We start from the raw sequence: 23756 nt of genomic DNA on the forward strand, positions 1-23756 counted from the left end.
CTCTTAAAATAACTCTATGCACTTAAACAATAAGGGCGTAAGGTTTGCGCCCTACGCCTTTTAAACAAGTGACTCTCGAATTAAAGCTGATAGTTTTATTTCAACAGCGCCACATTCACGAACACTGCGGTCATCAGTAACGGACACACAAAACGAATGTACTGAGCGAACCAATAATGTGGGCCACTCGCCACTTGGTGTAATTTGTTACCACGTTTCCATAACCAACCTACAGTAATGAAATAAAACAGCCCCATCAGCGGTAATTGGTATTGTGTTAATACCATAATCACTAAGCCAAATAACCAATCAAAGTTAAGAATGATCAAAGATGAAGCAACAAACACAACTAAGGTTACAAATAACGTGGCTTGTTTACGCTCAATGCTGTGATTTTCAACTAAAAATGCGACAGGAATTTCAGTTGATGAAATAGTTGAGGTCACCGATGCAATCGACATCAACACAAAAAACAACAAGCCAACCAGTAAGCCTACTTGCCCCATAGTGCTAAAAAGCTCAGGTAATATTGCAAAAATTAATTGCCCCTCACCGACTAGCTTACCATTACTGAATACCTCAACGCCGTTGTGCTGAGCAACAAAAATGGCAGGAATAATTAATAACCCTGCTAAAAATGCCACCCCCGTATCAAGCAATGCAACCGTGCCTGTTAGTTTTGGTAAGTTGGCGTCTGGCTTTAAATATGAGCCATATACCATCATACACCCCACACCTAACGACAATGAAAAGAACGCTTGCCCCATCGCGGCAATAATTAAGTTTGCATCGAAAATTTGACTAAAATCAGGCACTAAATAAGCAGCAAAGCCATCCATTGCGCCATCAAGGGTGGCAATATAAGCAATTAAAGCCACCAGCAACACTAACAATAGTGGCATTAAGCGGCGTGACCAGGTCTCGATACCCGATTTAACCCCTTTTAAAATAATACTGGCTGTTAAGATAAGCATGAGTGGCGTAAACACAAAATTGCGCGCCATTGAATCACTGTGTAAAAAGTCACTGAGCTTAGCTAAACCAAAAAAGCTAGCGATTGGTTCAAGCGCATATGCAAGCATCCAACCTGCAACAATCGAATAAAAACTTAGCATCACAATGGCGCCAAATAGGCCTATGTAACCCGCTGCGGCACCGACTTTTGGCGAGGTATCTTGCCATGCACTTGATAACGCTTTAACAGGATTTGCTTGCGCTTGATGACCTAAATACAGTTCGGTGTACAAGGCTGGAAGCGCTAATAAGAAAATAACAATAAAATAAACAAGTAAAAATGCACCGCCGCCATGGTTTGCCGCTTGCGTTGGGAAACCCCAAATATTACCTAAACCTACTGCCGCACCAGAAGCGGCGAGAACAAAACCAATACGACTTTGGAAGCCGTCACGAACTTGTGCCATACATCTACATTTCTGTTATTATTTTTCCTCATTAAACCATAATTACAGTCAACTGCGTAAACAATTTGCGTTTGTGTGTGCCTGCAACCGTGCATTTGCTGTAAAAATAAACAAATCTAATTCTGAGTATATGCGAAAGCCGCAAACCATGAGCAGTCACTATTTTTCTAACACTTTAAAAATTGATTCAGCAGTAAGTTCAGCTGATAAACAAATCGTACTTGTGGATGCTTCACATATCGATATTAGTGCCCTGCCGGTTAGTAAATTACTCAGCCAGTTTGAGCAAAGCGTACTTGCAAAGCGCAAAGTACAAGCAGCAAAACAAGAGTACATTGCCACACGGTTAACACTTAAGTATTTATTAAAGCTCAGCGTTCCAGCATTTAAAAACACACCTCTTTGCGACATTTCAAGCCAATTTGATGACGCAGACAGCAAGCTTAAACTACACACGCCTGAGGGTGAGCCCATTTGGGCCTGTTTATCGCATTCGCGTGGTTTTATCGGCGCAGCACTCAACCCTGAGCAACATAAATTTGGTTTCGATATTGAACACTACACAAAAACACGCCCCTTTGTAAAACTTGCCAAACACTTTTATCACCAAGAAGAAGTCAACCTAATTAGCGCCTTTAACGATATAAACGAGCAAGCTGGGTGTTTTTTTAGAATTTGGACACTCAAAGAAGCGTTGGCCAAAGCAACTGCACAGCCTATCGCTAAGCTCTTGAGCCCAAATGTGTTTGAGGAAATTGAAAAACATAGCTTGACCGCATCAAGCCGAACCGTAAATGATTTTGATATTAGCGTGGTGGCACAAAAAAGCACTGACTGGCAGTGCTCTTTTATGACATTTGACGACTTACGCCGCGTTTTGGCTTTCTAATAAACGACTATGAATAGCTTGAACAACAAGGTCAGACTCACTCTGCTCAACTAAAAAGCACAGGTTATGTTTACTTGCACCATGGCAGATTAAGCGAATATTAAAATCACTCAATACCTGCATTAAGTTAGTTTCTTGCTGACGTAATTGAATTTCTGAACCAATTAATGCTACCAACGTTAAGTTATTCTCAACCGATACATGACAAAACTCAGAGAGTTTATCTAAACAGGCTTGATCAAGCTCTGGGCGTGATGCGTTAGGTGCGTTATCTAAGGTAATTGCCACACTGATTTCAGAGGTTGTTACTAAATCAACCGAGATATTAAACTCACTTAAAATAGTGAAAACACGCGCTAAGAAACCACTGGCTAAAAGCATTTCTGGGCTTTTAACCGTTAAAAGAATTTGGTTTTTACGCTGTGTGACTGCTCGAATACCAGGCTGCTCTGACTTTTCTTTTTCAATCCATGTGCCCCCTAATTGCGGTTCACGGCTTGAGCCAACAAACACGCTAATATGGCTGCGACTTGCCGGTAAAATAGTCGCGGGGTGCAATACTTTTGCCCCAAAGGTTGCCATTTCAGCGGCTTCGTCAAAGCTTAGTCGAGCAATAGGCGTGGCTTTTACACATAAACGCGGATCTGTACTGAAAATACCCACTACATCAGTCCAAATATGCACACTTTTAGCGTTAATTGCTTCTGCAAGCAATGCCGCGCTGTAGTCAGAACCACCACGGCCTAACGTGGTTGTTTGGTTATGCTCATCACTGCCAATAAAGCCTTGGGTTACCACAACTTGTTCTGCTAATAAGGGCACTAAATGTTTTTGCGCTGCCGCGGCTGTTGCAGCAATGTTTGGGGTAGCTTTTGCAAATTGACTATCTGTTTTTAAGACTTTACGCACATCAAATCGCACAGCATCTAAGCCCTGACCACGCAGTACTTGAGTAAATAAATAAGATGACAGGCGCTCACCAAAGCTCAGCAGTTCATCTTGCTCAGCGGCCGATTTAGCCCCTGCTGCTGCAAGCGTTTGAAATGCTTTTAAGGTTTCATCAAAGCCATGAGCTAAATCAGCATCCAGCGACAGCTCGGCTAAAATATTTTCTTGAATAGCAATAACACCTGTGATGTGTTCATCGCGCTGTGCTGCGCTTAAATCACCTTTACACAGTGCAACTAAATGATTGGTTACGCCCGCACTTGCACTCACTGCAACAACGCGTACTTGATTATCTGCACAGACAATTTCTGCACAACGACTCATGGCGTCAAAGTTAGCTACACTGGTGCCACCAAATTTTGCAACTACATAATCTGATTTCGAGTTGGCGGCTAATTGGGTATTCATGTCGTCTCCTTTTGTGGGTAACAATCCACATTAATTCAAGAAGAACTCGGCAAGGGGTGCTTTGATAAAAAAGAGTAGTCCACTGCCAGAAGCTCTCCACCTAGTTTGGTGACAGTTTTGAGGATTCAGCCCCATAAACCGAAAAATAACCGCGACGACCGATTACTTTCCTCGGCGAGTACTTCCCTCTTTAATGGTCATTGGCAATCGTCACCTCACATTAAATACCTAAGTATCGCACCTCTTCTGAATGTTAAGTTAACACCTGGTTAAAATAACAAAGCCTGCTATAAAAAGCAGGCTTTGAAACTTATCGTTTAGACGTCTAGCTGTCAAGTATTAAATAAAACTTCCCGCTAGGTATGAGCCATAATAACCCGTTGTATAAGCTATTAATAAATACAGCGACATTTTTAAATAACTCATAAACGTTAATGCTTTTACTTTACTCATTGCGATAATACCCGCTGCAGAGCCGATAATAAGCATTGAGCCTCCGACACCTGTCGCATAGGTAAACGATAACCATTGCTGAGGGCTCATGACAATATCGGCTTTCAGTAATGCAGCCGTTAGCGGCACGTTATCAACCGCAGCCGACAACAAGCCCATTAAGTAGTTTGCATACTCAGGCGCCATAAGCTCATATAAGTGCGTAAATTTAGACAGCATACCCACTTCTTTAAGCGCACCTACGAGTAGCAATACCCCCACGAAGAATAAGAGCGTGTCGTATTCAATTTCACGAATATAATCAATAATTTTTTTGTTAACGTCTTTCTTGCGCATTAAAAATTGCGCCACTAAAAACATTAACGACAAACCAAATAAAAAGGTTAATAGTGGTGGCACACTATAAAGCACACTGAGTGTTAGGGTTGCGATAATCGTCGAGAAAAAGATCACCGCAATGGTGATGTCGGTCTTTTCTATGCGGCGGGCAGCTTGTTTTTCGAATACGACATTCCCTGACATCCCCGTAGATAGCATAACAGCCAATAGCGCCACACTTGCAAGTGAAGGCACAATAAGCAATAACAAGTTACCGATGGTGACTTTCTCATCAAGGAAAATCATTAAGGTCGTTACATCACCCGTAATAAGTGATACCCCACCAGAGTTCACACTGAATACAATGAGGGTCGCGTATTTTATTAATTTTTTAGGATCAAGCTTTAGCGACATCACTACTGCAAGCGAAATTAATGTTGCTGTGATATTGTCGGAAATAGAAGAAAACAAAAACGCAAAACCACCAATCAAAAACATCAGCTTTCGTTCGCTGATTTGATTTGGCATAATTTTGTGAACAATATTTTGAATAAACCCTTTCGAGTTTAAATAAGCAACAAAGGTCATAGCAGCCATTAGGAATAACCACAAAGTAGCAATTTCTAAAATATTGTGATCAAGTTGATGTTGTATAGTTTCTGGGCTTTGCCCATGAATTGGAGAGATAAACAAGATAATCCAGCATAAAGTGCCAAAAAAAAGCGTCGTTTTGGCCTTGTTTACATGGATAATATCCTCTATAACGATAAGCAAAAATGCCACCGCTATCAGGGTTAGGATAAGTGGGGTTACCATGGTGTTTGAACAACCTTTATAAAAATGTAAAAATTGTAAGTCGAGTGTTTCGGCGCGGATTCTAGCAGCATCTAAGTCATAAAACTATTCTCAATTACATAAATTACTACTAAACGCTAACACCAAAATTTTGATTTACTGGAGCCGTATGATCCCAGCTAAAAAGTTATTAAATACCCTTACAGAGCATTGGGGGGTGTTAGAACTCTTATTTAAACGTTTTAAGATGGCTGATTTCAGCTTAAAAGACGTGCAAAATGCGATAAAACAAAAACAGCCAAGCTGGTCAAATGAACGCATTTATAAAGAAACAAATCGTTTATTGAATCAAGATATTATTATTCCACTGGCAAAATCTTCGCAATTAGAAATCAACCGCGCAATTGCTGACTTTGCAACCTTTTTATTGCAAGAAGAACATTTGGGTTTAGCACAAGAGATCAACGTATTAGTTGATGACTTAGCACGCTTGGGCAACCGCTTAGCAAAAGCCGGAGAAATTGAAGATTACGACGAGCTGCGTCGCTTTAGCCGAATTATGGATGATCGGGTTCGCAAAATAATGAAACTGTTTAGCCATAACGAAAACGCTATTTTAAATATTGTTGAACAAGCTAAAGCTAATAACGCAGTACAATCGCTACAAAAACGCTATCAAGCTGTTATAGAAGCATTTGACGAATACATAGAGCCAATGCTTGAAATGGTTGATATACGCGGCGATTTCCATGCTTGTTTTAACACCATTGAAACGCAAATAAGCCTTCAGATTGAACAAATTGATCGGCTCGGAAAGTCATACCAAGACAAACGCATGCTTGAGCAACTTCGAACGCGTATTTTAGAAATGCATTTAGTGGGTCGCGAAAGCCTGCGTAAAAGTGCTGATATGCTAATGCCACTGCGTGAAGAGCTGCGCCGTAATAACTTGATCACCCGCCAAGCAGCGAAAGTACTTGGGCTTGTGCGTAAAAATGGCGTTGATAACATGCTGAGCGCCGTGCAACCTAATTTTGTTTCTGATTCACAACGCTTTTCACTTGGTCAACAACGCCATATTATCGCCTATATGGCAGGTTTAGTTGACTTTGAGCACGATGAATACGAGCTACCAGAGCATCAAGATGTGCCGGCGTACCAAAGCCCTAATATCCCCGATTACAACGATGTAAAATCACAGTTTAAAAAGCGCTTCAAAAAGGCCACCAAAAAGTCACAACCGCTGCTTAGTTTCTTAGATGAAAGCTACCCCGACCTTGACGCTGACGAAATGCTGTTTTTATATCAAAAACTCATTAGCGATGGCGACCTTGAAATCAGCCAAAGCCAAGAAAAAGTAAAAATAAAGATTGCCCAGCAGCACTTTTCACTCTACCCGTTTAATTCATCGCCTGCTGATGACAAACAAGCAACAGAGCAATAACTATGACAGATATTAATTTAGATGATTTAACACATCTACAAGCGATTAATAAAAAGCTCACCTCAGGCTATCACATTAGCGAGCAAGACACCTTAATGTGGCAAGAGCTTGATCAACACATTGATGCTTATCGCGCCCTATTCAATGCACTCGGTCATGATTTACAACACGATAGCCGTGGCTATTACTACTTTGGCAGCGATGAAAGCACACCTAATATGGGCAAGATCTCGCGCGCTATTGCACTGACTATTTACATTTTGATTGAACACTATGCCAACACAGGTAAAGACCCGATGCGCGCTTTGTTCGACGAAGTTAATGACTTAGAGCTCATGCAAACCCTTGTGCAAATTAATAAACATTTGTTTGATCAACTTGAAATTTTCTCTGGCTCAGATTTACGTAAAGATGTGTATCTACGTATGGTGCGCTTAGGACTTGCCCGCGAAGTTGAAAACGGCTTTATGCTACAAGCCCCTATTTATCGTTATATCGATGCATTAATGGAAGTAAACGAAGAAACCTACCTAGGAGATGACGAATAATGCAAAGCCAAAGCCTATACGGACTCAGTAAGCTTGCGCTATTAAATACCGCTGGCTATGCAAAATGCGTGATCCCGCTTGATAAAAGTAGCTCGATTTGTGCCCCTAACAATACCGGTAAAAGCTCTGTTATTAATGCCCTGCAGTTTCCGCTAATTAATGATTTACGCCTTACCGAGTGGGATGGTCACGATTTAGATGAAACCCGAAAGTTTTATTTTTCATCCGACCAATCATATATATTACTTGAAGCCGACTTACCAAACGGCCCAGTGGTCATTGGGGTTGCTGGTTTGGGTAAAATTGCAGGATTCGCACATCAGTTTTTTTGCTATCAGGGCAAACTACACCTTGACCATTACACCCAAGGCAAAACTATTGTTAAGTTCACTAAGCTGTTTAATCATTTAAAAGAGCAAGGATTCAATCCTATTGAACTTAAAGCACAAGAGCTCAACGCCCTTTTAACTGGTGGTGCGACGCCGTTTGATGGCGATATCAATTTAAAAATGATCCCGCTGAATAACGTACAAGACTCGGCAATTTACAAAGAAATCTTCCGCCGTATTCTTAACTTGCACAAGCTCGGTGCCAGTGATGTTAAACGCTTTATGCTGCGTGTGTTTGAGCGCCATATGTCAAACTCTCGGGTAGACTTTTATGAAGTATGGCGTCGCTCATTCGACAAAGTAAACCGTGCCAAACGCGAGTTAAAAGCCCTTGAATCAATGCAAGAGCCTATTGCAGCCCTTGAATCTATGCTTGAAAATCAAACCGTATTAAAAGGTAAACTGGCTGCGTACGCACCTAAGATTGACCAAGCTTTAATTGACTTTGAAAGCTATCAACAAGAGCAGCTAACAGAGCTCAATCTTGCCCTTGAAGATATCGAGCACGAAAAACACGAATTTGAACAAAAGCAACAGTTATACATTCAACAGTCTCGCGATATTGAACGCAAACAAACGCAAATTGAGCAATGGTTTTTAGACTACCGAGCATTAAAATCTGAGTTTGAACTGGTTAATAAAGCCACTTTAAAAGTAAGCCTTACCCAGCTTAAGCAGGACTATGAGTCGCTGTCGCATTCATTAAACAGCGCACAAGGGCAAAGCTTACACACGCTTGATTACCGCATCAGCGAAACACAAAAGCAAATTAAAAGCTTAAAGCTGCAGCTGAAAAACTTAGAGTTCAACCTCTTTACTCGTATGCGTGAAGACTTGTCTTTAAAAGAGGTTGAAGAAATTTCGCGTATTCTCAATCCCGATATTCTCTCGTTTGCGACCACCAGCAATGGGGATGTCGAGATTACTGACGAAGATGCCTTTGGGGAATTTTTAGAGCAATTATCAGCCAACGTAAAAGGCGGTATTCTTACCCTACCGGGTGCAACGATTAAGCTCAAAAAGCTTAGCCCAGTGCAAATGCAAACTGGCGAAAACAAAGAGCAATTAACCGCACAATTAGCCGCACTTGAAAACTCATTAAAAGAGTTTAAACAGCAGCGCGAAGTTGCTGCCAATGTCGCCCAAAAGCAAAAAGAGAAAGACGCGCTTTATGATGAGCTAATGGCCTCTGAAGAGGCGTTAAAACGCTTTGAACAATTTGAAATCATGCAGCAATCTGTTGATGCGCAAACCCTGCTTAAAGAGCAGCTAAATGCTGAACGCGAACAAGTGGACGACTACCTGCAAGATATCCAAAAAAACAGTGGGTCAATTAGTGATCGTCGTTCAATTATCAAATCGAAAAAAGATCTACTCGCCCGCCAAGCTGACCGCTTACGTCAAGTTAAGTCGGAGCGAATTGACCATACTCTCGATTTTTACTCAGGCAAAGTAACGCCGTACATGATCGAAATCAGCATTGATTTTGATAACTTAAGTGATCTCATTCATCATTTTAATAAAGATTGCCAAGAGCTGAGAAACTTTGATATCAACGTGCGCAATACCTACATGCATATTTACAATGCAGGAATTACAAAGTTCGATAACGAAAACGATGAGTTCACTAAGTACGAAAAACTAATAAGCGCGTTTAACAATATTGATAACGAACGCGATGCGGTTGAGCGCCAAGGCCGAGTTGCCCTTACCGAAGTAGCCGCCACCATTAAAGGCCTTCGTGAAGACCTAGATCGCCTTCGCCGCGAAATGAATAGCTTTAACAAAGGCATTAGTCAGCATCGTATTTCAAACTTACAAGCCTTTAAGATCAATGTGATCCCGCGAAAAATGTTGGTTGATAGTATCGACACCATTATCAGTACCTCAAACCAGTTTGAGCAAGGTGATACTCTCGATTTATTAAGCCAAGAGCCGTACAGTGAGTCGGCAGTAAACGAAGCAAAAGATCATTTAATTAAGCTCGCTTCAGATAAAGCGGGATTAACACTGACCGATTTATTTGATATTCGCTTTGAGGTAGTAAACCGTGCAGGTGAAACAGAGCACTTTGAAAAAATTGACTCCGCGGGCTCTAACGGCACACGTATAACAATTAAGTTACTATGTGGCATGCTGTTTATTCGCTACCTGTTAAGTGATCAAGAACAAAACTTATACCGTATCCCTATTTATATTGATGAAGCGGCGGATATCGACCCACAAAACCAAAAAGCAATAATAGAAACCGCATTGAGTTTTGGCTTTGTGCCAATTTTTGCATCTGTTAAGCCACAAGTGAGTTGTGACTATATTGTGCCTATTCGGACAGTAAAAGATGGGGCACAAAACTGGGTCGATGAAAAAGACTGGATTGAGGTCGAACACAGCGCCTAATCACATAAATTAATAAATGATTCAGTCAAGGATGACTATATTTACATTCTATTACATTACTTTTTTTGAAATGTGCCATAGTAACTAAATAATCATTCAGTTGAATTATTTTTGTGTTATGTTATCAATCAAGTAGTGGAAATTTTTGCCAAGGAGCAAACAGTATGAAGAACTTATTAATCGCAACGGCTGTTTTATTTTTAGCGGCTTGTGCTAAAACCCCTGATTGGGATTACGATAAATCAGCTGACTTTAGCAACTATAAAACTTTCTCGTGGGTTCCTAACGCGAGCCTAACAAAGAATGTTGCAAACTACCAAATCAGTCCATTAATGGAAAAGCGTGTCCGCGAAGCGGTAAATGCTGAACTTGAAAAAAGTGGTATGCAACTGGTTGACGTTGCACAAGCTGATGTACTTATTAACTACCATGCATCTGTTGATACTAAAATCGATGTAGATACGTTTAATGTTGGTTATGGCGCACGTTGGAATTATTGGGGCATGGGCTACAACACGCAAACAACAACGCGTGAGTACGAAGTAGGCACATTAATTTTAGATGTTGTCGACCGCGCTTCTAACCAACTTGTTTGGCGTGGAGCTAAAGAAGGTCGTTTACAAAAGAACCAGTCACCAGAAAAACGTACTGAAGTGATCAAAGAAACTGTCGCGAATATTTTAAGTAACTTTCCGCCACAGTCAGTGAAGCAATAATTACATGTTTCGATAAAAGACCGCGATTAATTCGCGGTTTTTTTATGCCTAAATCAATGCTGGTTGGAGTGGTATAACTCAGTGATTCAGATACAATAGCCGCAATTTTGCAGTGGTTTGCCATGTTTATACGGTAATTAACCCCACTGCTCTCAACACAGTAATCATAAGAGAGTTTTAGATGGTACGAGCGGTACACTTCACACTTCCTGCATTATTCGTCACTTGCTCACTGTTTGCAGAAGAAGCAAACAACATTGAACAAATCACCGTTGAAGTATCAGCAACAGCCAATAAAGAACCTGTTGGCACCTTTGATGCGCCCGTTTCAAATTTAGAATACGACCCACGTGTCGACTTACAATCACGTAATATGGCTGAGGCACAAGCCGATGTGACGATACGGGGTGGTATTTTTGAAAATACCGGCTTTCGTGTTGGCAGCAGCACCTTATTCGATCCACAGTCAGGGCATTACTTTGCAGAAATTCCTATTGCACCGCAGATGCTAGCAGGCCCAGCGGTTCTAACCGGTGCTGATAACGCTCTATATGGCATGAATAGCTCTGTAGGGACCGTTTCATTTGGCTGGCGACCTATTACAAGCACAGGGAGTGCTTCGTTAGGGGTTGGTAGCAATGGCTTTAACTTACAGAGTATTCATGCAGCGCACAGCCAAAAGCTTGAGAGCATGCCTGATTGGCGCTTAGGCTTTGAAGGTGAGTATTCGCATTCAAAAAGTGATGGTTCTATTAAGAATGGTGACCATGATTTTGAACGCGCATCGGCACGCATTCAACTGGCAAGTGACACTTCACAAACTGATTTAATGTTCGGTAAACAAGCAAAGTTTTTTGGTTGGCCCAACTTATACACGCCGTTTAATTTTAATGAAACCGAAGATCTTGAAACCACATTGGTAATGTTAAACCACAAACACTTGTACGGTGCGAGCAATACATTTGAAGTGACTGGTTATTATCGTAAACATAACGATCACTATGTATTATCACGTGAAAACCCCGCTATTTTTGAAGCATTTCACGAAACAACGGTAAAATCACTGGGGTTATCGGGCCGCCACGCACTCAACACGGCATATGCAATTAACTACTCAGGGCAATTTATTGCAGATTCTATTGAGTCTACTTCTCTTGAAAACAACTTTACTTCACGCAATTACACAAAGTTAAGCGTATTGCCAGAATACACAACAGCACTTGCTACTGACAAACAGCTTACCGTGCGTGCGGGTGTAGCATTTGATAACACAAATCGTGATAGTTCAGATACCTCCTTCATTGCTGATGCGAGCCTTAAAGTTGTCAATCAAAATGGCAGTGAACACACGTGGTATGCGTCATACGCAGAGGCAACTCAAGTACCAGGTTATACAGCGATTGGTGGCAGCGAAACAGGTGGTTTATTCAGAAGTAACTACAACCTTGAGCGCGAAACGACCGACAACCTCGAGTTAGGCTTGCTAATTGAAGAGCAAACATGGCGCTTAGATTCAGCGATATTTTATCGTAAAGATAAAAACCTCACTGACTGGACCTACCGCTTTGATGCAACCTCAGCGCGTTTTGCCAACCCTGTTGATATTGATACTTTAGGGGTTGAGTTCCTAGCTAATAAGTCGTTTGACACCACCGACCTTATTGCCAGCTACACCTATTTAGAAAAGTCAGAAGATTATGGCGCAGCGGATATTGATGCGAGTTTTTACGCCCTAAACTATCCAGATCACCGTGTAACACTCGGTGCAGTTTGGCAACCAATGGACGTACTTGAACTGCGTATTGATAATGAATGGCGTAAACAGCACAGCAATCGCCTGAGACGCTCAAGCGATGAAGCCTTCTTTACGCAACTGACGCTAAAATTCACTCCAGCTCAGCTTGAAAATGTGTTTATTACTTTAGCAGCAGACAACATATGGGATGAATCATTCGAAGAAGTCCCCGGCACTCCAGGACGTGGCGAGCAATATACACTAAGCGCTACGTATAGCTGGTAGTTCACAAACCAAAAATGCCAGTCAATAAGACTGGCATTTTCGGTAACATTCTTAGGCTAAAAATGAATGATATAAGCCATAAAATATCGGAGAGCTAACTAAAAAACCCACAAATAATATTTTAAAAAAACTATCTTTGCTTTCAATCGAACTCATAATCGATACAGAATCCGTATCAGCCTGTTCTATGGGTTTAAATCTTCGGTAAGTTTTTACCACCACTAAACCGATAATGAATGGCATGACGATAGCTAATACAACTAACAACAAAAATAACCACGCTTCATTGGATGTGTGTCTCATATTCTTCCTTAATTACAAAATCAGTGTATCGTAACTAAAATAGAACCAGCTTGCTAAATGTTTTATGATAAATATTGTTTAAAGCTTTTCAGAAACAACAGCCAAATTTATGTCATCTGTTCAAGTTCGGTAATTAAATACAATGCTTGTTCGTTAGTCGTGCCACACACATCTATCGTGGCAGAAAAATCACTGCATACTTTGGGTCTTGATTCGTCACCAAATAATTTACACAAATTATTCTCATCAAGCTGGATACAGCGCTCTCCGGCCGCTTTGCCTTTTGGCATCCCTGGAATGGGTGAGCTAATACTAGGTGCAATACAACAGGCGCCACAGCCTAATCTACATGCCATTTTATCTGTCATCACGTACCTCTTTAAGAACTTTTATCGCGTCTTTGTAATATGTGTAATGGTTTGTTACATCTTCAAACGCCTTGTAAACACTTTATTGCGTATGCTTAGCCTAACAAATTTTAAATTTAATCATTACCGTCAACCGTGAGGGAATATCCCGTGGCTAGTAAAAAACAAATCATTCTCCCTATTGCCGTTTTAGTCGGCGGCTTAGGAATGGCTTTTGCGTTTGCCTCAATGAAGCAAGCCCCTGTCGAAAAACCAGAACAAGATACGCGTCCGCTTGTATCGATTAAACCATTGAGCTTCGATACGATTACTCTCGATGTAAAATCGTACGGCATTGTTAAGCCAAAGAATCACACCGAGCTTGTAGCGCAAGTTAGCGGCCAAGTTGTATCGCTTTCTGATCAGTTTGTACAAGGCGGTTTTGTTAAGCAAGGCGATATTCTAGCACGAATTGACCCAAATGATTACGAAGCAGCACTTATCGAAGCCGAAGCTGGGCTTGCACAAGCAAGTTCTGCTCTGGAGATTGAACGTGCACAAGTTTCTGTTGCGCAAGCTGAGTGGGATCGTATCAAAGGCGACTCTCATCAAGTTATTCCCTCTGAACTTTACCTACGTAAACCACAACTCGCTGAAAAACTTGCTAATTACCGTGCAGCGCAAGCAAGCGTTAAGCGTGCTAAACGCAACTTAGAACGTACTTATATTAAAGCCCCTTACGATGCCATTATCGAAGAACGCTTAATTAGTTTAGGCAGTGTTGTTAACCCGGGTAACAGCTTTGGCAGTTTAAGTTCTACCTCACTTGCTGAAATCCGCTTACCCGTTGCCGATAAAGACTTACAGTATCTGGATAATCAAGGTATTGGTGCAAACGTTTCTATTAGCGCCGAGTTTGCTGGTAAACAAACCACATGGCAAGCGACCATTGTTCGCACTGAAGGTGTGGTAGACCAACGCAGTCGAATGAATTATTTAGTTGCCCAAGTTGCTACGCCCTACCAGCAAAAAAATCCATTACGTTTTGGCTCATACATCAACGCGACTATTCAAGGTCGCGCTTTAGATAATGCCATTGTTGTGCCACACCACTTAGTAAAAGACAACAAAATCGCCGTTTTACAAGAAGGCGAAACACTGACATTTAAAACCCTTCATATCGTGCGTGAACAAAATGGTATGGTGATCGCGGATAACGGCCTTGCGAATGGTGAAAAACTCATTACCTCAGCCCTTGAGTACCCCACTGAGGGGATGGCAGTAAAGTTAGATAACGCTGAGTTAAGCGCGCCAACCACGCAACTCGCGTTAAAAGAGGACTAAGCCATGACCACGCAAAGAGAAAAAGGTTTAATCGCGTGGTTTGCTCGCAACCCTGTTGCAGCAAATCTCCTCATGATCTTTATTTTAGTGGGCGGTTTGCTGACCGCTATGTCTGTTCGTAAACAGATGTTCCCACAGTTTGAAAGTAACTGGATCAGCATTCAAGCTGTTTATCCGGGTGCTGCTCCACAAGAAGTCGAAGAAGGCATCACCATAAAAGTCGAAGAGTCACTTGAAGGACTCGAAGGTATTAAACGCTTAATTACCTATTCGAACCGCGGGTTTTCACAAGCCTGGATCGAAATTGAAGAACAATACGATCCGCAGGAAGTGCTTGACGAAATCAAGATGCAAGTTGACTCAATTAATACCTTTCCTGCAGAGATGGAACGGCCTATTGTTCGCCGTGATAAGTACGAGCAAGAAGTCATGATCTTGGCGCTTTATGGCGATATGAGCAATTACCAACTAAAAGAGCTGGGTAACGACATAAAAGATGAACTTCAAGCGTTACCGCAAATCAACTTAGTTGAATTTCACAGTGGCCTAAATTATGAAATTGGCATTGAAATAAGCCCTGATAAACTGCGCGAGTATGGTTTAACGTTCCGGGATATTGCGACTGCCGTGCGTAGCTTTTCGGCAAATATGTCGGCGGGTCAAATTCGCTCTGAAAATGGTTATATTTCAATGCGTGTTGAAAACCAAGCTTACCGTGGTAAAGAGTTTGAGAACCTCCCGTTATTGCACCTACCCGATGGCGCACAAGTGCTACTTGGCGATGTAGCCACCGTAAACGATGGCTTTGAAGAGGGTCTGCAATACTCAAAATACAATGGCAAAAACTCATTAACGTTTGAAGTTAATGCCTCTAAAGATCAAGATATCACCAAAGTTGCAGCGGTTCTTAAACAGTACCTTGCTGATAAAGCCCCACTCTTACCAGAGGGTGTAAAATTATCACCTATTGTCGATTTAACTTACTACCTTGAAGGTCGTCTAAATATGATGATCGATAATATGATTTGGGGGGGTATTTTGGTGATGGTGGTACTCGCCCTATTCTTGCCATTGCGATTAGCATTTTGGGTCATGATGGGGTTGCCTGTATCTTTCCTAGGTGCTTTTTTAATGATGCCAATGGGCTTTTTAGATATCACCGTTAACCTTGCATCCTTATTTGCCTTCATATTAGTTCTGGGGATCGTCGTTGATGATGCCATTGTGGTCGGTGAGTCAGCCAGTGCTGAAATTGAAAAACACGGCCATAGCCTTGATAACGTTGTGCGTGGTGTAAAACGCGTTGCCATTCCTGCTACATTTGGTGTACTAACAACCATTGCTGCATTCTTACCGCAAACACTGGCGTCGGGGCCTGGTTCTGCGTTCTCTAAAGCCATTGGTGGGGTTATTATTTTATGTTTAATTTTCTCTTTGATTGAATCGAAACTTATTTTACCAGCTCACCTAGCGGCAATGAAAAATAAACCTGCCAACCCTAAAAACCCTTTACATCGTTTGCGTTTAGGTATGGATAACGGTTTGAAAAACTTTGTCGATAATTATTACACGCCATTTATTGGTCACTGTATTCACTATCGATATACCGTTATTGTTGGCTTTATTTGTGTCCTTATTGTGAGCGGTGGTATGTTTGCAGGTGGTTTAGTGAAGTTTGTTGCGAACCCTAAAATTCCGCATGACTTCCCGCGCATCTCAGTCGAAATGAACTTATCGTCATCTGAGCAAGCAACGCTTGAGACAGCAAAAACAATTGAAAACGTCATATTAAATGTCGATAAGCAACTGCAAGAGCAGTATGGTCAATCGATGATCCGTGACTTATCAGTCAGCTTACGAGGTCGCACCAATGCCAATATTATGGCTATTTTAGTTGAGCCTGACTTACGCCCTATCGATACATTTCAGTTAAGTGCGTTATGGCGTGAACAAATGCCGCCACTGCCTGGTGTAAAAACACTTAACATTCAAGACAGCATAATGAATGGCGGCCGTGATGATGGCGATGTAAGTTTTCGCTTAGAAGGCAAAGACATTAACAAACTAAAAGAAGTCGCAGCAAAACTTAAAGAGAAACTTAACAGCATGGAAGGTGTTGGTGACGTTAATGACTCACTACAATCGGCGACCGATGAAGTACAGCTAGAACTTAAACCTCTTGCGTATAGCTTAGGTCTTACACTGTCTGATGTTGCTTCGCAAGTGAGCTTTAGTTACTACGGATTAGAGGCACAACGTATTCTTCGCGAAGGTGAAGAGATCAAAGTCATGATTCGCTATCCACGAGAATCACGCAATGCTGTGAGCGACATTACCGATGCACGTATCATTACGCCAACGGGTGTTGAAGTGCCGCTGGCAGAAGTTGCTAAAGTAAATATCGTAGATGGGGTTAACCGTATTCGCCGAGAAAATGCAAAGCGTACTGTTAATGTGTGGGCTGCGGTTAATACCGAGCAAGCAGAACCATTTGCAATCGCAAAAGAAATTCGTGATGAGTATTTACCCAGCCTACTTAAAAACTACCCAGGTGTAGAAAGTAATGTAGCAGGACGTATTCAAGAAGAAATGGACAGTGTGGCTGAGCAAGTACGTGATTTTGCTCTGTCGATGATGATTATTTTTGCATTATTAGCGATTCCACTTCGCTCATATTCTCAGCCATTTATTATCATGTCGGTTATTCCATTTGGTGTGATTGGTGCCATGTTTGGTCACATGATTTTAGGGATGACCATGAGCAGCCTGTCGGTGTTCGGCATTATTGCGGTTGCAGGTGTTGTTGTGAATGATTCGCTCGTAATGGTCGATTTTGTTAATAAAGCCCGAGCAGAAGGAGTCGCAATTAAAGAAGCAGTAATGCAAGCAGGGGCACGCCGCTTTAGAGCCATTTTATTAACGTCGATCACTACATTTATAGGTGTATTGCCAATAATTATGGAAACCAGTTTACAAGCCAAAATAGTTATCCCAATGGCTGTATCGCTGGCGTTTGGTGTGTTATTTGCGACCGTAATTACATTAATTTTAATTCCATGTCAGTACGTAGCATTAGAAGACTTCAAGCGTTTAATTGCTAAACTAAGAGGCAAAAAAACAACGCCTGATGCCCCACTACAGACATCGAGTAACTAAGCCCTCTCCTTATCCCAACCAAGCGCTTGGTAAGCTTTCTTACCAAGCGTTTTTTGTTAAAAAATAAACAAATATGTTCCTAAAATTTTCATAACTTTGCTAAGCTTAAGTGTGTAAAAAAGAAACAAATTCAAAGAATACTAATTTGCTTATTCTAAGAGTTATTTTTAGGCGAAAACCCTCGTCGCGAGCACTGCAAAATTTCGTTGTTCAAAATCAGAAATTTTTAACGCTGTCAGCATCAGGTTTTACCCCTCTGAATAATTAAGTATTAATGCTAATTAGTGTCACTCTTACAAACACGTTATAAGGACATAGCTATGAAATTTATTCGCTACACTGCCTTGGTTAGTTGTTTATCTTTTTGTATTCCTGCGCTGGCTGAAAACCCATATTTACAACAACAGCTTGAACCTATTTTAATTGGCGAATCTCATTCTGTAGAAAGCGAACTAATCCACTCCCCTGAAATGACTGTTGCCACCTACAAAGCAAATAACTTTGAACGTGTTTGGTCTGATTTTGCGTACACAAAACAAGCTCTTAATTTAATTGCACAAGCTGAGCTTGAAGGACTTTTCCCTAACGATTACCACTTTGACACGCTGATGGCATTGGCAAAAGAAATTGACAAGCGCGGCACGCAAGCCGTCGAAGCACAATTCGATGTGCTGATGACCGATGCCATCATGACTTACGCAAAACACCTGATTCGCGGTAAAGTGAACTCTAAACTACTATCCGACACATGGAATTACGAGCAGTCTGATGTCACCCCAGATGCCGCTGCAAAAGCGCTGCTTAAACATGTAAAATCAAAAAGCCTCGAAAAAGGCCTTAATGATTTAAAACCCACTCTGCCCCACTATAAAACCTTGAAAGATGCATTGGTTTTTTATCGCGAACTTGACACCAAAGGTGAGCTTGCAAATATCACATTACAAAATAAGGTATTAAAACCCGGTCAATCAGACCCCGCTGTTCCACTATTAAAACAAAAACTACAACGCTTAAACTACTACTCTTCTGGTATTTCAGATGAAACCAGTTACGACACTGAACTTGTTGAAGCTGTTAAAAAATTCCAATATTTACATCAAGTTGCTGACGATGGTGTGATAGGAAATGAAACCATAAAGCTGCTCAATAGAGATTACAGTGAATATGTTAATGATATCTTAGTTAATTTAGAGCGCATTCGCTGGGTAGACAACACCATTACCGAGCGTTTTTTAATCGTTAATATTGCGGGGTATATGCTTTATCTGTTCGAAGATAACAAACTTCAATGGAAAACCAATGTAGTTGTAGGCCAAAACTACACAAAAACCCCCATATTCAAAGGGCAAATGAGTTACATAGTAATGAACCCGACTTGGACAGTACCACGGAGTATTTCTGGAGGGATTATTAAGAAAATGAAAGATAACCCCAACTATCTGAATGAAAAGGACTTTGTGGTAGTAGATAGCCGCCGTAACCCCGTAGATAGCAAGAGCATTGACTGGGCTAATGCGAGCCGCAAAAACTTCCCGTATTGGTTTGTACAGCAACCTTCAGAAAATAATTCACTGGGACAAATCAAATTCATGTTCCCAAATAAATACTCAATTTATTTGCACGACACTCCTGCAAAAAGTTTATTCCAGCAAGACCAACGTGCATTCAGTCATGGTTGTGTGCGGGTTGATGAGCCACTCACACTCGCTGAAAAAATATTAGGAACCTCGGATGGTTGGTCTCGCAGTAAAATTGATGACGCTATCTCAGCTAAAGAGACACAAAAAGTAACCCTGTCAAACCCGCTTGATGTCTTTTTAATGTATTGGACCGTGGCTGCAAATACAGATGATGGACTGCATTTTTACTCTGATGTGTATAATCGCGATCCTGTATTACTAGAAAAACTCACTAAGCCACTTTCAAATGATTCAATCTAGAGGTATCTATGAAATTTAGCCTAGTGGTTATCAGTACGTTGTTTGCATGCATAACGCTGCCTATCAGTGCACTTGAGCTCAACAAATCGCTGCACAGTATTGTAATGGATGCGAATGAAGTGCTCACCCTTGATAACACGGCCGACTTTTCTGCTACCGATGTGTCAGATGTAAAAACAGAACGGTTAGGCCCTACAAGCCTCGCCGTTTATGCTCCTGAAAAAGCAGGGTTTTATTCTTTAGTACTGGCAAATTCACACGCTGAACGCACCTTAATGGTTATTGTAAAAAAGCCGTTTAACGCCAAAAACAAAGTACTGAATAATTACCAAATTGGCACGTACCCTGCTCCATACAAAAACAACCCACAGTACAGTGCCCCATCAGGGCTTATTGAAATAACAGAGCAGGATTTAACACGCCAATTAACACCTCATGTGCAAGTTAGAAATGTGATTTGTAAACAAGTGAGTGGTTTCCCAAAATACCTTTATGTTAATAACGATGGGTTAATGATGCTCGAAGATTTACTTAAATTTGTGCAACGTGAAGGAATTAAAGTAACTAAATTTGCCTTTATCAGTGGCTACCGTACGCCTCATTACAACCGCTCTATTGGTAATGGACGACACAGTCGTCATCAATATGGTGATGCCTTTGATTTATACATCGATGAAAACGGCGATGGACGCATGGACGACTTAAACGGTGATGGCAAGCTCACCATTGCCGATGTCGATGTACTTTATAAACTGTTCGAAAAATTTCAAAAGCAAAGCCGCTACACTGGCGGTATTGGCCGCTATAAACCTGCGGCTCATCATGGTGGTTTTGTACACATAGACAACCGTGGCTTTACCGCAAGGTGGTAAGACACTCTATTAATAAATGAATTGTAATAGAATGTTTCTATTATATTCCAATAAGATAAAGACTAAGCTATTGTGAATTAGTACAAAAATCACACTAAATAGAAAATCCATCGCTCACATAGTGTCACGGCTAAAACGAGACTGCCTCTTTTGGAATTAGAATGGATTAGATTCATCATAAGGACAGCAATGAAAACATTTATAAATTACATAAAACTACTCTTTATCATTTCAATAATTATTTTTACAAGCCTTGCCCGCAGCCAAGATATGCAAACTGAGATGGCTCACTTTATTCAAGGTTTTCATGACTACAAGCAGTTCAATGGCAATGTACTAGTCGCTAAAGATGGAAAAGTACTGTTTGAAAAAAGTTATGGCTACGCAAACTTTGAATGGGATATTGAGCACAGCGAGAAAAGTAAATTTAGAATAGGTTCGATTACAAAACAATTTACTGCCATGCTCATTTTACAACTTGCGCAACAAGGTAAGCTCAAACTTGATGAACCTCTGGCAACGTACCTTCCTGATTACAGGCAAGATATCGCAGCAAAAATTACTCTTCGACAAATACTCAACCATACTTCTGGGCTTAGTAATTACACTCAATTAAAAACATTTCGCGACGAATATAGTAAAAACAACTACAGCGTTGATGAATTTATCCGCTTATTGTGCAGTGATGATCTATTGTTCGAACCCGGCACTGAATTTCGTTATAGCAACTCAGGCTACTTTATTTTAGGTGCAGTAATTGAAAAGGTAACGGGTCAAAAATACAAAGACGTATTACAGAAGAATATTTTAGATCCACTCGGAATGAACGACACTGGCTATGATTCTCACAATAAAATAATTAAATTTCGCGTATCGGGTTACGACAATGGCCTAACTGGCTACAGCAATACAGACTACTTAGATATGTCTATCCCGTATGCTGCTGGGTCTATGTATTCAACAGCACGAGATTTACTAAAATGGGATCAAGCCCTTTACTCAGATAAGTTATTGAACAAAGAATATAAAAAGCAGATGTATCACGTGTCTGAGCAAAGAAATTATGCGCTTGGTTGGGAAGTAACTAACCTTGATAAAAGCACCTATGGAAAACCCCTGACACGTATTCAACATGGCGGTGGCATCAATGGTTTTAATGCATTTATAAGTAGGATCATCGAAGACAAATTACTGGTTATCATTTTAAATAATACCGGTGGTGCGCCACTCACCCCCATGACTAATGGCTTACTTGCAATCTACTATGACAAACCCTACGAAAAAGCGACAGAGCATGTAGATAGCAAACTTTATAACGTATTTAAACGTGAAGGTATTGAAGGGCTAAAGAAAACCTATCAGCAAATGGTGAGTGATGGTAATACGCCAAGAGAAAGGTCGCTAAACTACTTTGGCTATGAATTAATGCAGATGGGTGAGCTAGACGCCGCAATCACGGTGTTTGAACTCAACAATCAATCTTATCCAGATTCCGCAAATACGTTTGATAGTTTAGGTGAAGCATATTTAGCAGCCGGTGATAAACAAAAAGCATTAGCAAGTTACAAAAAAGCGCTCACGCTAGACCCAGAAAGTAACAGTGCACACGACGCAATTGAAAAACTGCAATAACAAAAGAAGCCACGCCACGTGTAATGCCAGTCAGTTAAGAGCTGACTGGCATTTTCTTTTGTAAGGATACTTATTTGGTTTCCTTCTTATCACCCTTGGATAATGCCTGTCTGGTAGCCTATCGGGTAAGATAAACAACCTAAGTGTTGTCAGTAACTCATCATAATGAACAGGTAACTTACTTGCACTATGTATTGGCGTAAACATGAAGAAAGCGATTACCTGCCGCATAGATTGGCTAAAGCTTAATTGAGTAGGCAAGATATCTTCTTCTTTAGTTGCATCAAGCATGATTATGCGTATTAAGTTGTAAGCGAGTAGTAATCCCCATAACTCTTGGCGTACCATGTCTGGCTTCTTACTACGTAATGTATGTTTGCTGTGATTCAATCCCTGCTTTATTTCTCTAAACGCCAGCTCAATTTCCCAGCGTTGTGTATAAACCTCTATTAATTCGTCATGCGGAAATCGTAAAGGGTCAATAAGCGAACTCAGAACACGATAGCTTTTTCCATCAGCTTTATAAGTGGTTAATCTTGCCGTTATGGTATCTGGTAATGACTCAAACTTCTTTCTCGCCTGAAGGCTTGTAGATAAGGTAACAATCTTATCATTGTCACTGATACTGTGTTCAACTTGATACTGTAAATCCTTCCTTGCTGGCAACATCCAGTGAGAGTTTTTTCCTTGGCTTTGCCATTGATAAAGTAGCCCTAATGAGTAATAACCACGGTCAAACAAGGTCAGAGAGTTATCCGGTACGGCTGGTAATAGACGTTGAGCTAAGCTCATTTCGCCTACACAACGGGCATCAAAACTACTGTCTAACAATAAGTGGCTAGATACTTCCATTAAGCTACACATTCGAATTTGTGGATAGCTGACTTCTCCATGCTGATTACTGTCACTGCCAAACTTTTCTCGGTTTTCTTGATTATCATGAGTTCGGAAGCTAACGCCATCCACTGCAAGTAAATTAAGTCCACACCACTGCTCAAAAGGCTGGGTGGCAAACACTTTATGTGAAAGTAATTGAAATGTTTGTTGGACTGCTTCGTAACCCAACCTTTGGCGACCTTGCACGAGCGCACTCGGCGCTACTAATTTGTTTTTTCCAGGCAAGGATATGTCGAGTCTGTTAGCAATATCCCACACAGTTTCGTTTCGGAATAAACTCATTCCAATTACAGACCACATAATAGCTTCTAGCGGTAACCGCCTTCTGCGAACAGTGGCAACTCCCGCATGTTCAAATGCTTGTTCAAGAATATCTGGGTCAAGAACCTGCTTAAGTTTGTCGAGTGTATGTACATCATCTAAAAAGGAGGACATATCATCGAAGTGTTGAATTAGAGACATAAAAAAAATCCGATACTATTTCTAATATCGGATTGTGAAGCTATGAAAAGATCAGTC

Annotated in this window: 17 protein-coding genes and 1 riboswitch; of the genes, 11 read left to right on the forward strand and 6 right to left on the reverse strand. The window is 41.0% G+C overall.

Translation table 11 applies throughout. The annotated features are described in order from the left end of the window. Nucleotides 1-95: 95 nt before the first annotated feature. Entirely contained in the window at nucleotides 96-1421 is a 1326-nt protein-coding gene (locus H3302_RS09410) for a sodium-dependent transporter (RefSeq protein ID WP_065978682.1), read from the reverse strand. Between the two features lie 148 nt (nucleotides 1422-1569). Between H3302_RS09410 and H3302_RS09415 the strand changes: the two genes are divergently transcribed. After that, entirely contained in the window at nucleotides 1570-2310 is a 741-nt protein-coding gene (locus H3302_RS09415) for a 4'-phosphopantetheinyl transferase superfamily protein (protein ID WP_180310913.1), read from the forward strand. On the opposite strand, the gene lysC is transcribed toward H3302_RS09415, so the two are convergent. Together lysC and nhaD are read right to left on the reverse strand one after the other, a co-directional pair. After that, entirely contained in the window at nucleotides 2287-3666 is a 1380-nt protein-coding gene (gene lysC / locus H3302_RS09420) for a lysine-sensitive aspartokinase 3 (protein WP_065978684.1), read from the reverse strand. The two genes, H3302_RS09415 and lysC, sit on opposite strands and share 24 nt — an antisense overlap. 81 nt (nucleotides 3667-3747) lie before the next feature. Beyond that, nucleotides 3748-3920, reverse strand: a riboswitch (Lysine riboswitch). An 85-nt stretch (nucleotides 3921-4005) separates the two neighbouring features. Then, a complete protein-coding gene (gene nhaD / locus H3302_RS09425) occupies nucleotides 4006-5253 on the reverse strand; it encodes a sodium:proton antiporter NhaD (RefSeq protein WP_074989311.1) in 1248 nt (415 codons plus the stop codon). A 148-nt stretch (nucleotides 5254-5401) separates the two neighbouring features. On the opposite strand from nhaD, the gene H3302_RS09430 reads away from it, so the two are divergent. The 5 genes from H3302_RS09430 (at nucleotide 5402) to H3302_RS09450 (ending at nucleotide 12746) form a co-directional block, all read left to right on the forward strand. After that, nucleotides 5402-6676 (forward strand): hypothetical protein, encoded by a 1275-nt coding sequence (locus H3302_RS09430; RefSeq protein WP_036967717.1) that lies wholly within the window; start codon nucleotides 5402-5404, stop codon nucleotides 6674-6676. A gap of 2 nt (nucleotides 6677-6678) precedes the next feature. Next, entirely contained in the window at nucleotides 6679-7224 is a 546-nt protein-coding gene (locus H3302_RS09435; RefSeq protein WP_062564547.1) for a condensin complex protein MksE, read from the forward strand. Further along, the gene (locus tag H3302_RS09440) at nucleotides 7224-10010 is read left to right on the forward strand and encodes an ATPase (RefSeq protein WP_180310915.1); all 2787 of its coding nucleotides are present in this window, start codon (nucleotides 7224-7226) and stop codon (nucleotides 10008-10010) included. Before H3302_RS09435 ends, H3302_RS09440 begins: the two co-directional genes overlap by 1 nt. 164 nt (nucleotides 10011-10174) lie before the next feature. Continuing rightward, nucleotides 10175-10726, forward strand: coding sequence for a DUF4136 domain-containing protein (locus H3302_RS09445; RefSeq protein WP_036967710.1), 552 nt, complete (start codon nucleotides 10175-10177; stop codon nucleotides 10724-10726). Nucleotides 10727-10907: 181 nt separating this feature from the next. Next, a complete protein-coding gene (locus H3302_RS09450) occupies nucleotides 10908-12746 on the forward strand; it encodes a TonB-dependent siderophore receptor (protein ID WP_182395016.1) in 1839 nt (612 codons plus the stop codon). Between the two features lie 51 nt (nucleotides 12747-12797). On the opposite strand, the gene H3302_RS09455 is transcribed toward H3302_RS09450, so the two are convergent. Both H3302_RS09455 and H3302_RS09460 read right to left on the reverse strand, forming a co-directional pair. Further along, nucleotides 12798-13049, reverse strand: coding sequence for a hypothetical protein (locus H3302_RS09455; protein ID WP_065978689.1), 252 nt, complete (start codon nucleotides 13047-13049; stop codon nucleotides 12798-12800). A gap of 107 nt (nucleotides 13050-13156) precedes the next feature. Then, a complete protein-coding gene (locus H3302_RS09460; protein WP_182396409.1) occupies nucleotides 13157-13405 on the reverse strand; it encodes a YkgJ family cysteine cluster protein in 249 nt (82 codons plus the stop codon). A 162-nt stretch (nucleotides 13406-13567) separates the two neighbouring features. Here H3302_RS09460 and H3302_RS09465 point away from each other — a divergent pair, with 162 nt between their 5' ends. The 5 genes from H3302_RS09465 to H3302_RS09485 all read left to right on the forward strand — a co-directional run bounded on the left by H3302_RS09465 (nucleotide 13568) and on the right by H3302_RS09485 (nucleotide 22340). Then, the gene (locus H3302_RS09465) at nucleotides 13568-14740 is read left to right on the forward strand and encodes an efflux RND transporter periplasmic adaptor subunit (RefSeq protein ID WP_036967700.1); all 1173 of its coding nucleotides are present in this window, start codon (nucleotides 13568-13570) and stop codon (nucleotides 14738-14740) included. A gap of 3 nt (nucleotides 14741-14743) precedes the next feature. Then, nucleotides 14744-17896, forward strand: a complete 3153-nt coding sequence (locus H3302_RS09470) for an efflux RND transporter permease subunit (protein ID WP_036967697.1) — start codon at nucleotides 14744-14746, stop codon at nucleotides 17894-17896. A 320-nt stretch (nucleotides 17897-18216) separates the two neighbouring features. Further along, nucleotides 18217-19836, forward strand: coding sequence for a murein L,D-transpeptidase (locus H3302_RS09475; protein WP_182395018.1), 1620 nt, complete (start codon nucleotides 18217-18219; stop codon nucleotides 19834-19836). Nucleotides 19837-19844: 8 nt separating this feature from the next. Beyond that, on the forward strand, nucleotides 19845-20708 hold the full coding sequence (locus H3302_RS09480) for a D-Ala-D-Ala carboxypeptidase family metallohydrolase (RefSeq protein WP_074989302.1): 864 nt from the start codon (nucleotides 19845-19847) through the stop codon (nucleotides 20706-20708). Nucleotides 20709-20897: 189 nt separating this feature from the next. Then, entirely contained in the window at nucleotides 20898-22340 is a 1443-nt protein-coding gene (locus H3302_RS09485; protein ID WP_182395020.1) for a serine hydrolase domain-containing protein, read from the forward strand. Between the two features lie 30 nt (nucleotides 22341-22370). Here H3302_RS09485 and H3302_RS09490 read toward each other — a convergent pair whose 3' ends face one another. After that, entirely contained in the window at nucleotides 22371-23699 is a 1329-nt protein-coding gene (locus H3302_RS09490) for an IS4 family transposase (RefSeq protein WP_182395023.1), read from the reverse strand. Nucleotides 23700-23756: the final 57 nt, after the last annotated feature.

This window comes from Pseudoalteromonas sp. MT33b (assembly GCF_014117385.1).
GTDB lineage: Bacteria > Pseudomonadota > Gammaproteobacteria > Enterobacterales > Alteromonadaceae > Pseudoalteromonas > Pseudoalteromonas lipolytica.

Bases quoted from the DNA above. Each gene is read 5' to 3' on its own strand.
- H3302_RS09410 (WP_065978682.1), bottom strand. From the start codon at position 1,421: ATGGCACAAGTTCGTGACGGCTTCCAAAGTCGTATTGGTTTTGTTCTC.
- H3302_RS09415 (WP_180310913.1), top strand. From the start codon at position 1,570: ATGAGCAGTCACTATTTTTCTAACACTTTAAAAATTGATTCAGCAGTA.
- lysC (WP_065978684.1), bottom strand. From the start codon at position 3,666: ATGAATACCCAATTAGCCGCCAACTCGAAATCAGATTATGTAGTTGCA.
- nhaD (WP_074989311.1), bottom strand. From the start codon at position 5,253: ATGGTAACCCCACTTATCCTAACCCTGATAGCGGTGGCATTTTTGCTT.
- H3302_RS09430 (WP_036967717.1), top strand. From the start codon at position 5,402: ATGATCCCAGCTAAAAAGTTATTAAATACCCTTACAGAGCATTGGGGG.
- H3302_RS09435 (WP_062564547.1), top strand. From the start codon at position 6,679: ATGACAGATATTAATTTAGATGATTTAACACATCTACAAGCGATTAAT.
- H3302_RS09440 (WP_180310915.1), top strand. From the start codon at position 7,224: ATGCAAAGCCAAAGCCTATACGGACTCAGTAAGCTTGCGCTATTAAAT.
- H3302_RS09445 (WP_036967710.1), top strand. From the start codon at position 10,175: ATGAAGAACTTATTAATCGCAACGGCTGTTTTATTTTTAGCGGCTTGT.
- H3302_RS09450 (WP_182395016.1), top strand. From the start codon at position 10,908: ATGGTACGAGCGGTACACTTCACACTTCCTGCATTATTCGTCACTTGC.
- H3302_RS09455 (WP_065978689.1), bottom strand. From the start codon at position 13,049: ATGAGACACACATCCAATGAAGCGTGGTTATTTTTGTTGTTAGTTGTA.
- H3302_RS09460 (WP_182396409.1), bottom strand. From the start codon at position 13,405: ATGGCATGTAGATTAGGCTGTGGCGCCTGTTGTATTGCACCTAGTATT.
- H3302_RS09470 (WP_036967697.1), top strand. From the start codon at position 14,744: ATGACCACGCAAAGAGAAAAAGGTTTAATCGCGTGGTTTGCTCGCAAC.
- H3302_RS09475 (WP_182395018.1), top strand. From the start codon at position 18,217: ATGAAATTTATTCGCTACACTGCCTTGGTTAGTTGTTTATCTTTTTGT.
- H3302_RS09480 (WP_074989302.1), top strand. From the start codon at position 19,845: ATGAAATTTAGCCTAGTGGTTATCAGTACGTTGTTTGCATGCATAACG.
- H3302_RS09485 (WP_182395020.1), top strand. From the start codon at position 20,898: ATGAAAACATTTATAAATTACATAAAACTACTCTTTATCATTTCAATA.
- H3302_RS09490 (WP_182395023.1), bottom strand. From the start codon at position 23,699: ATGTCTCTAATTCAACACTTCGATGATATGTCCTCCTTTTTAGATGAT.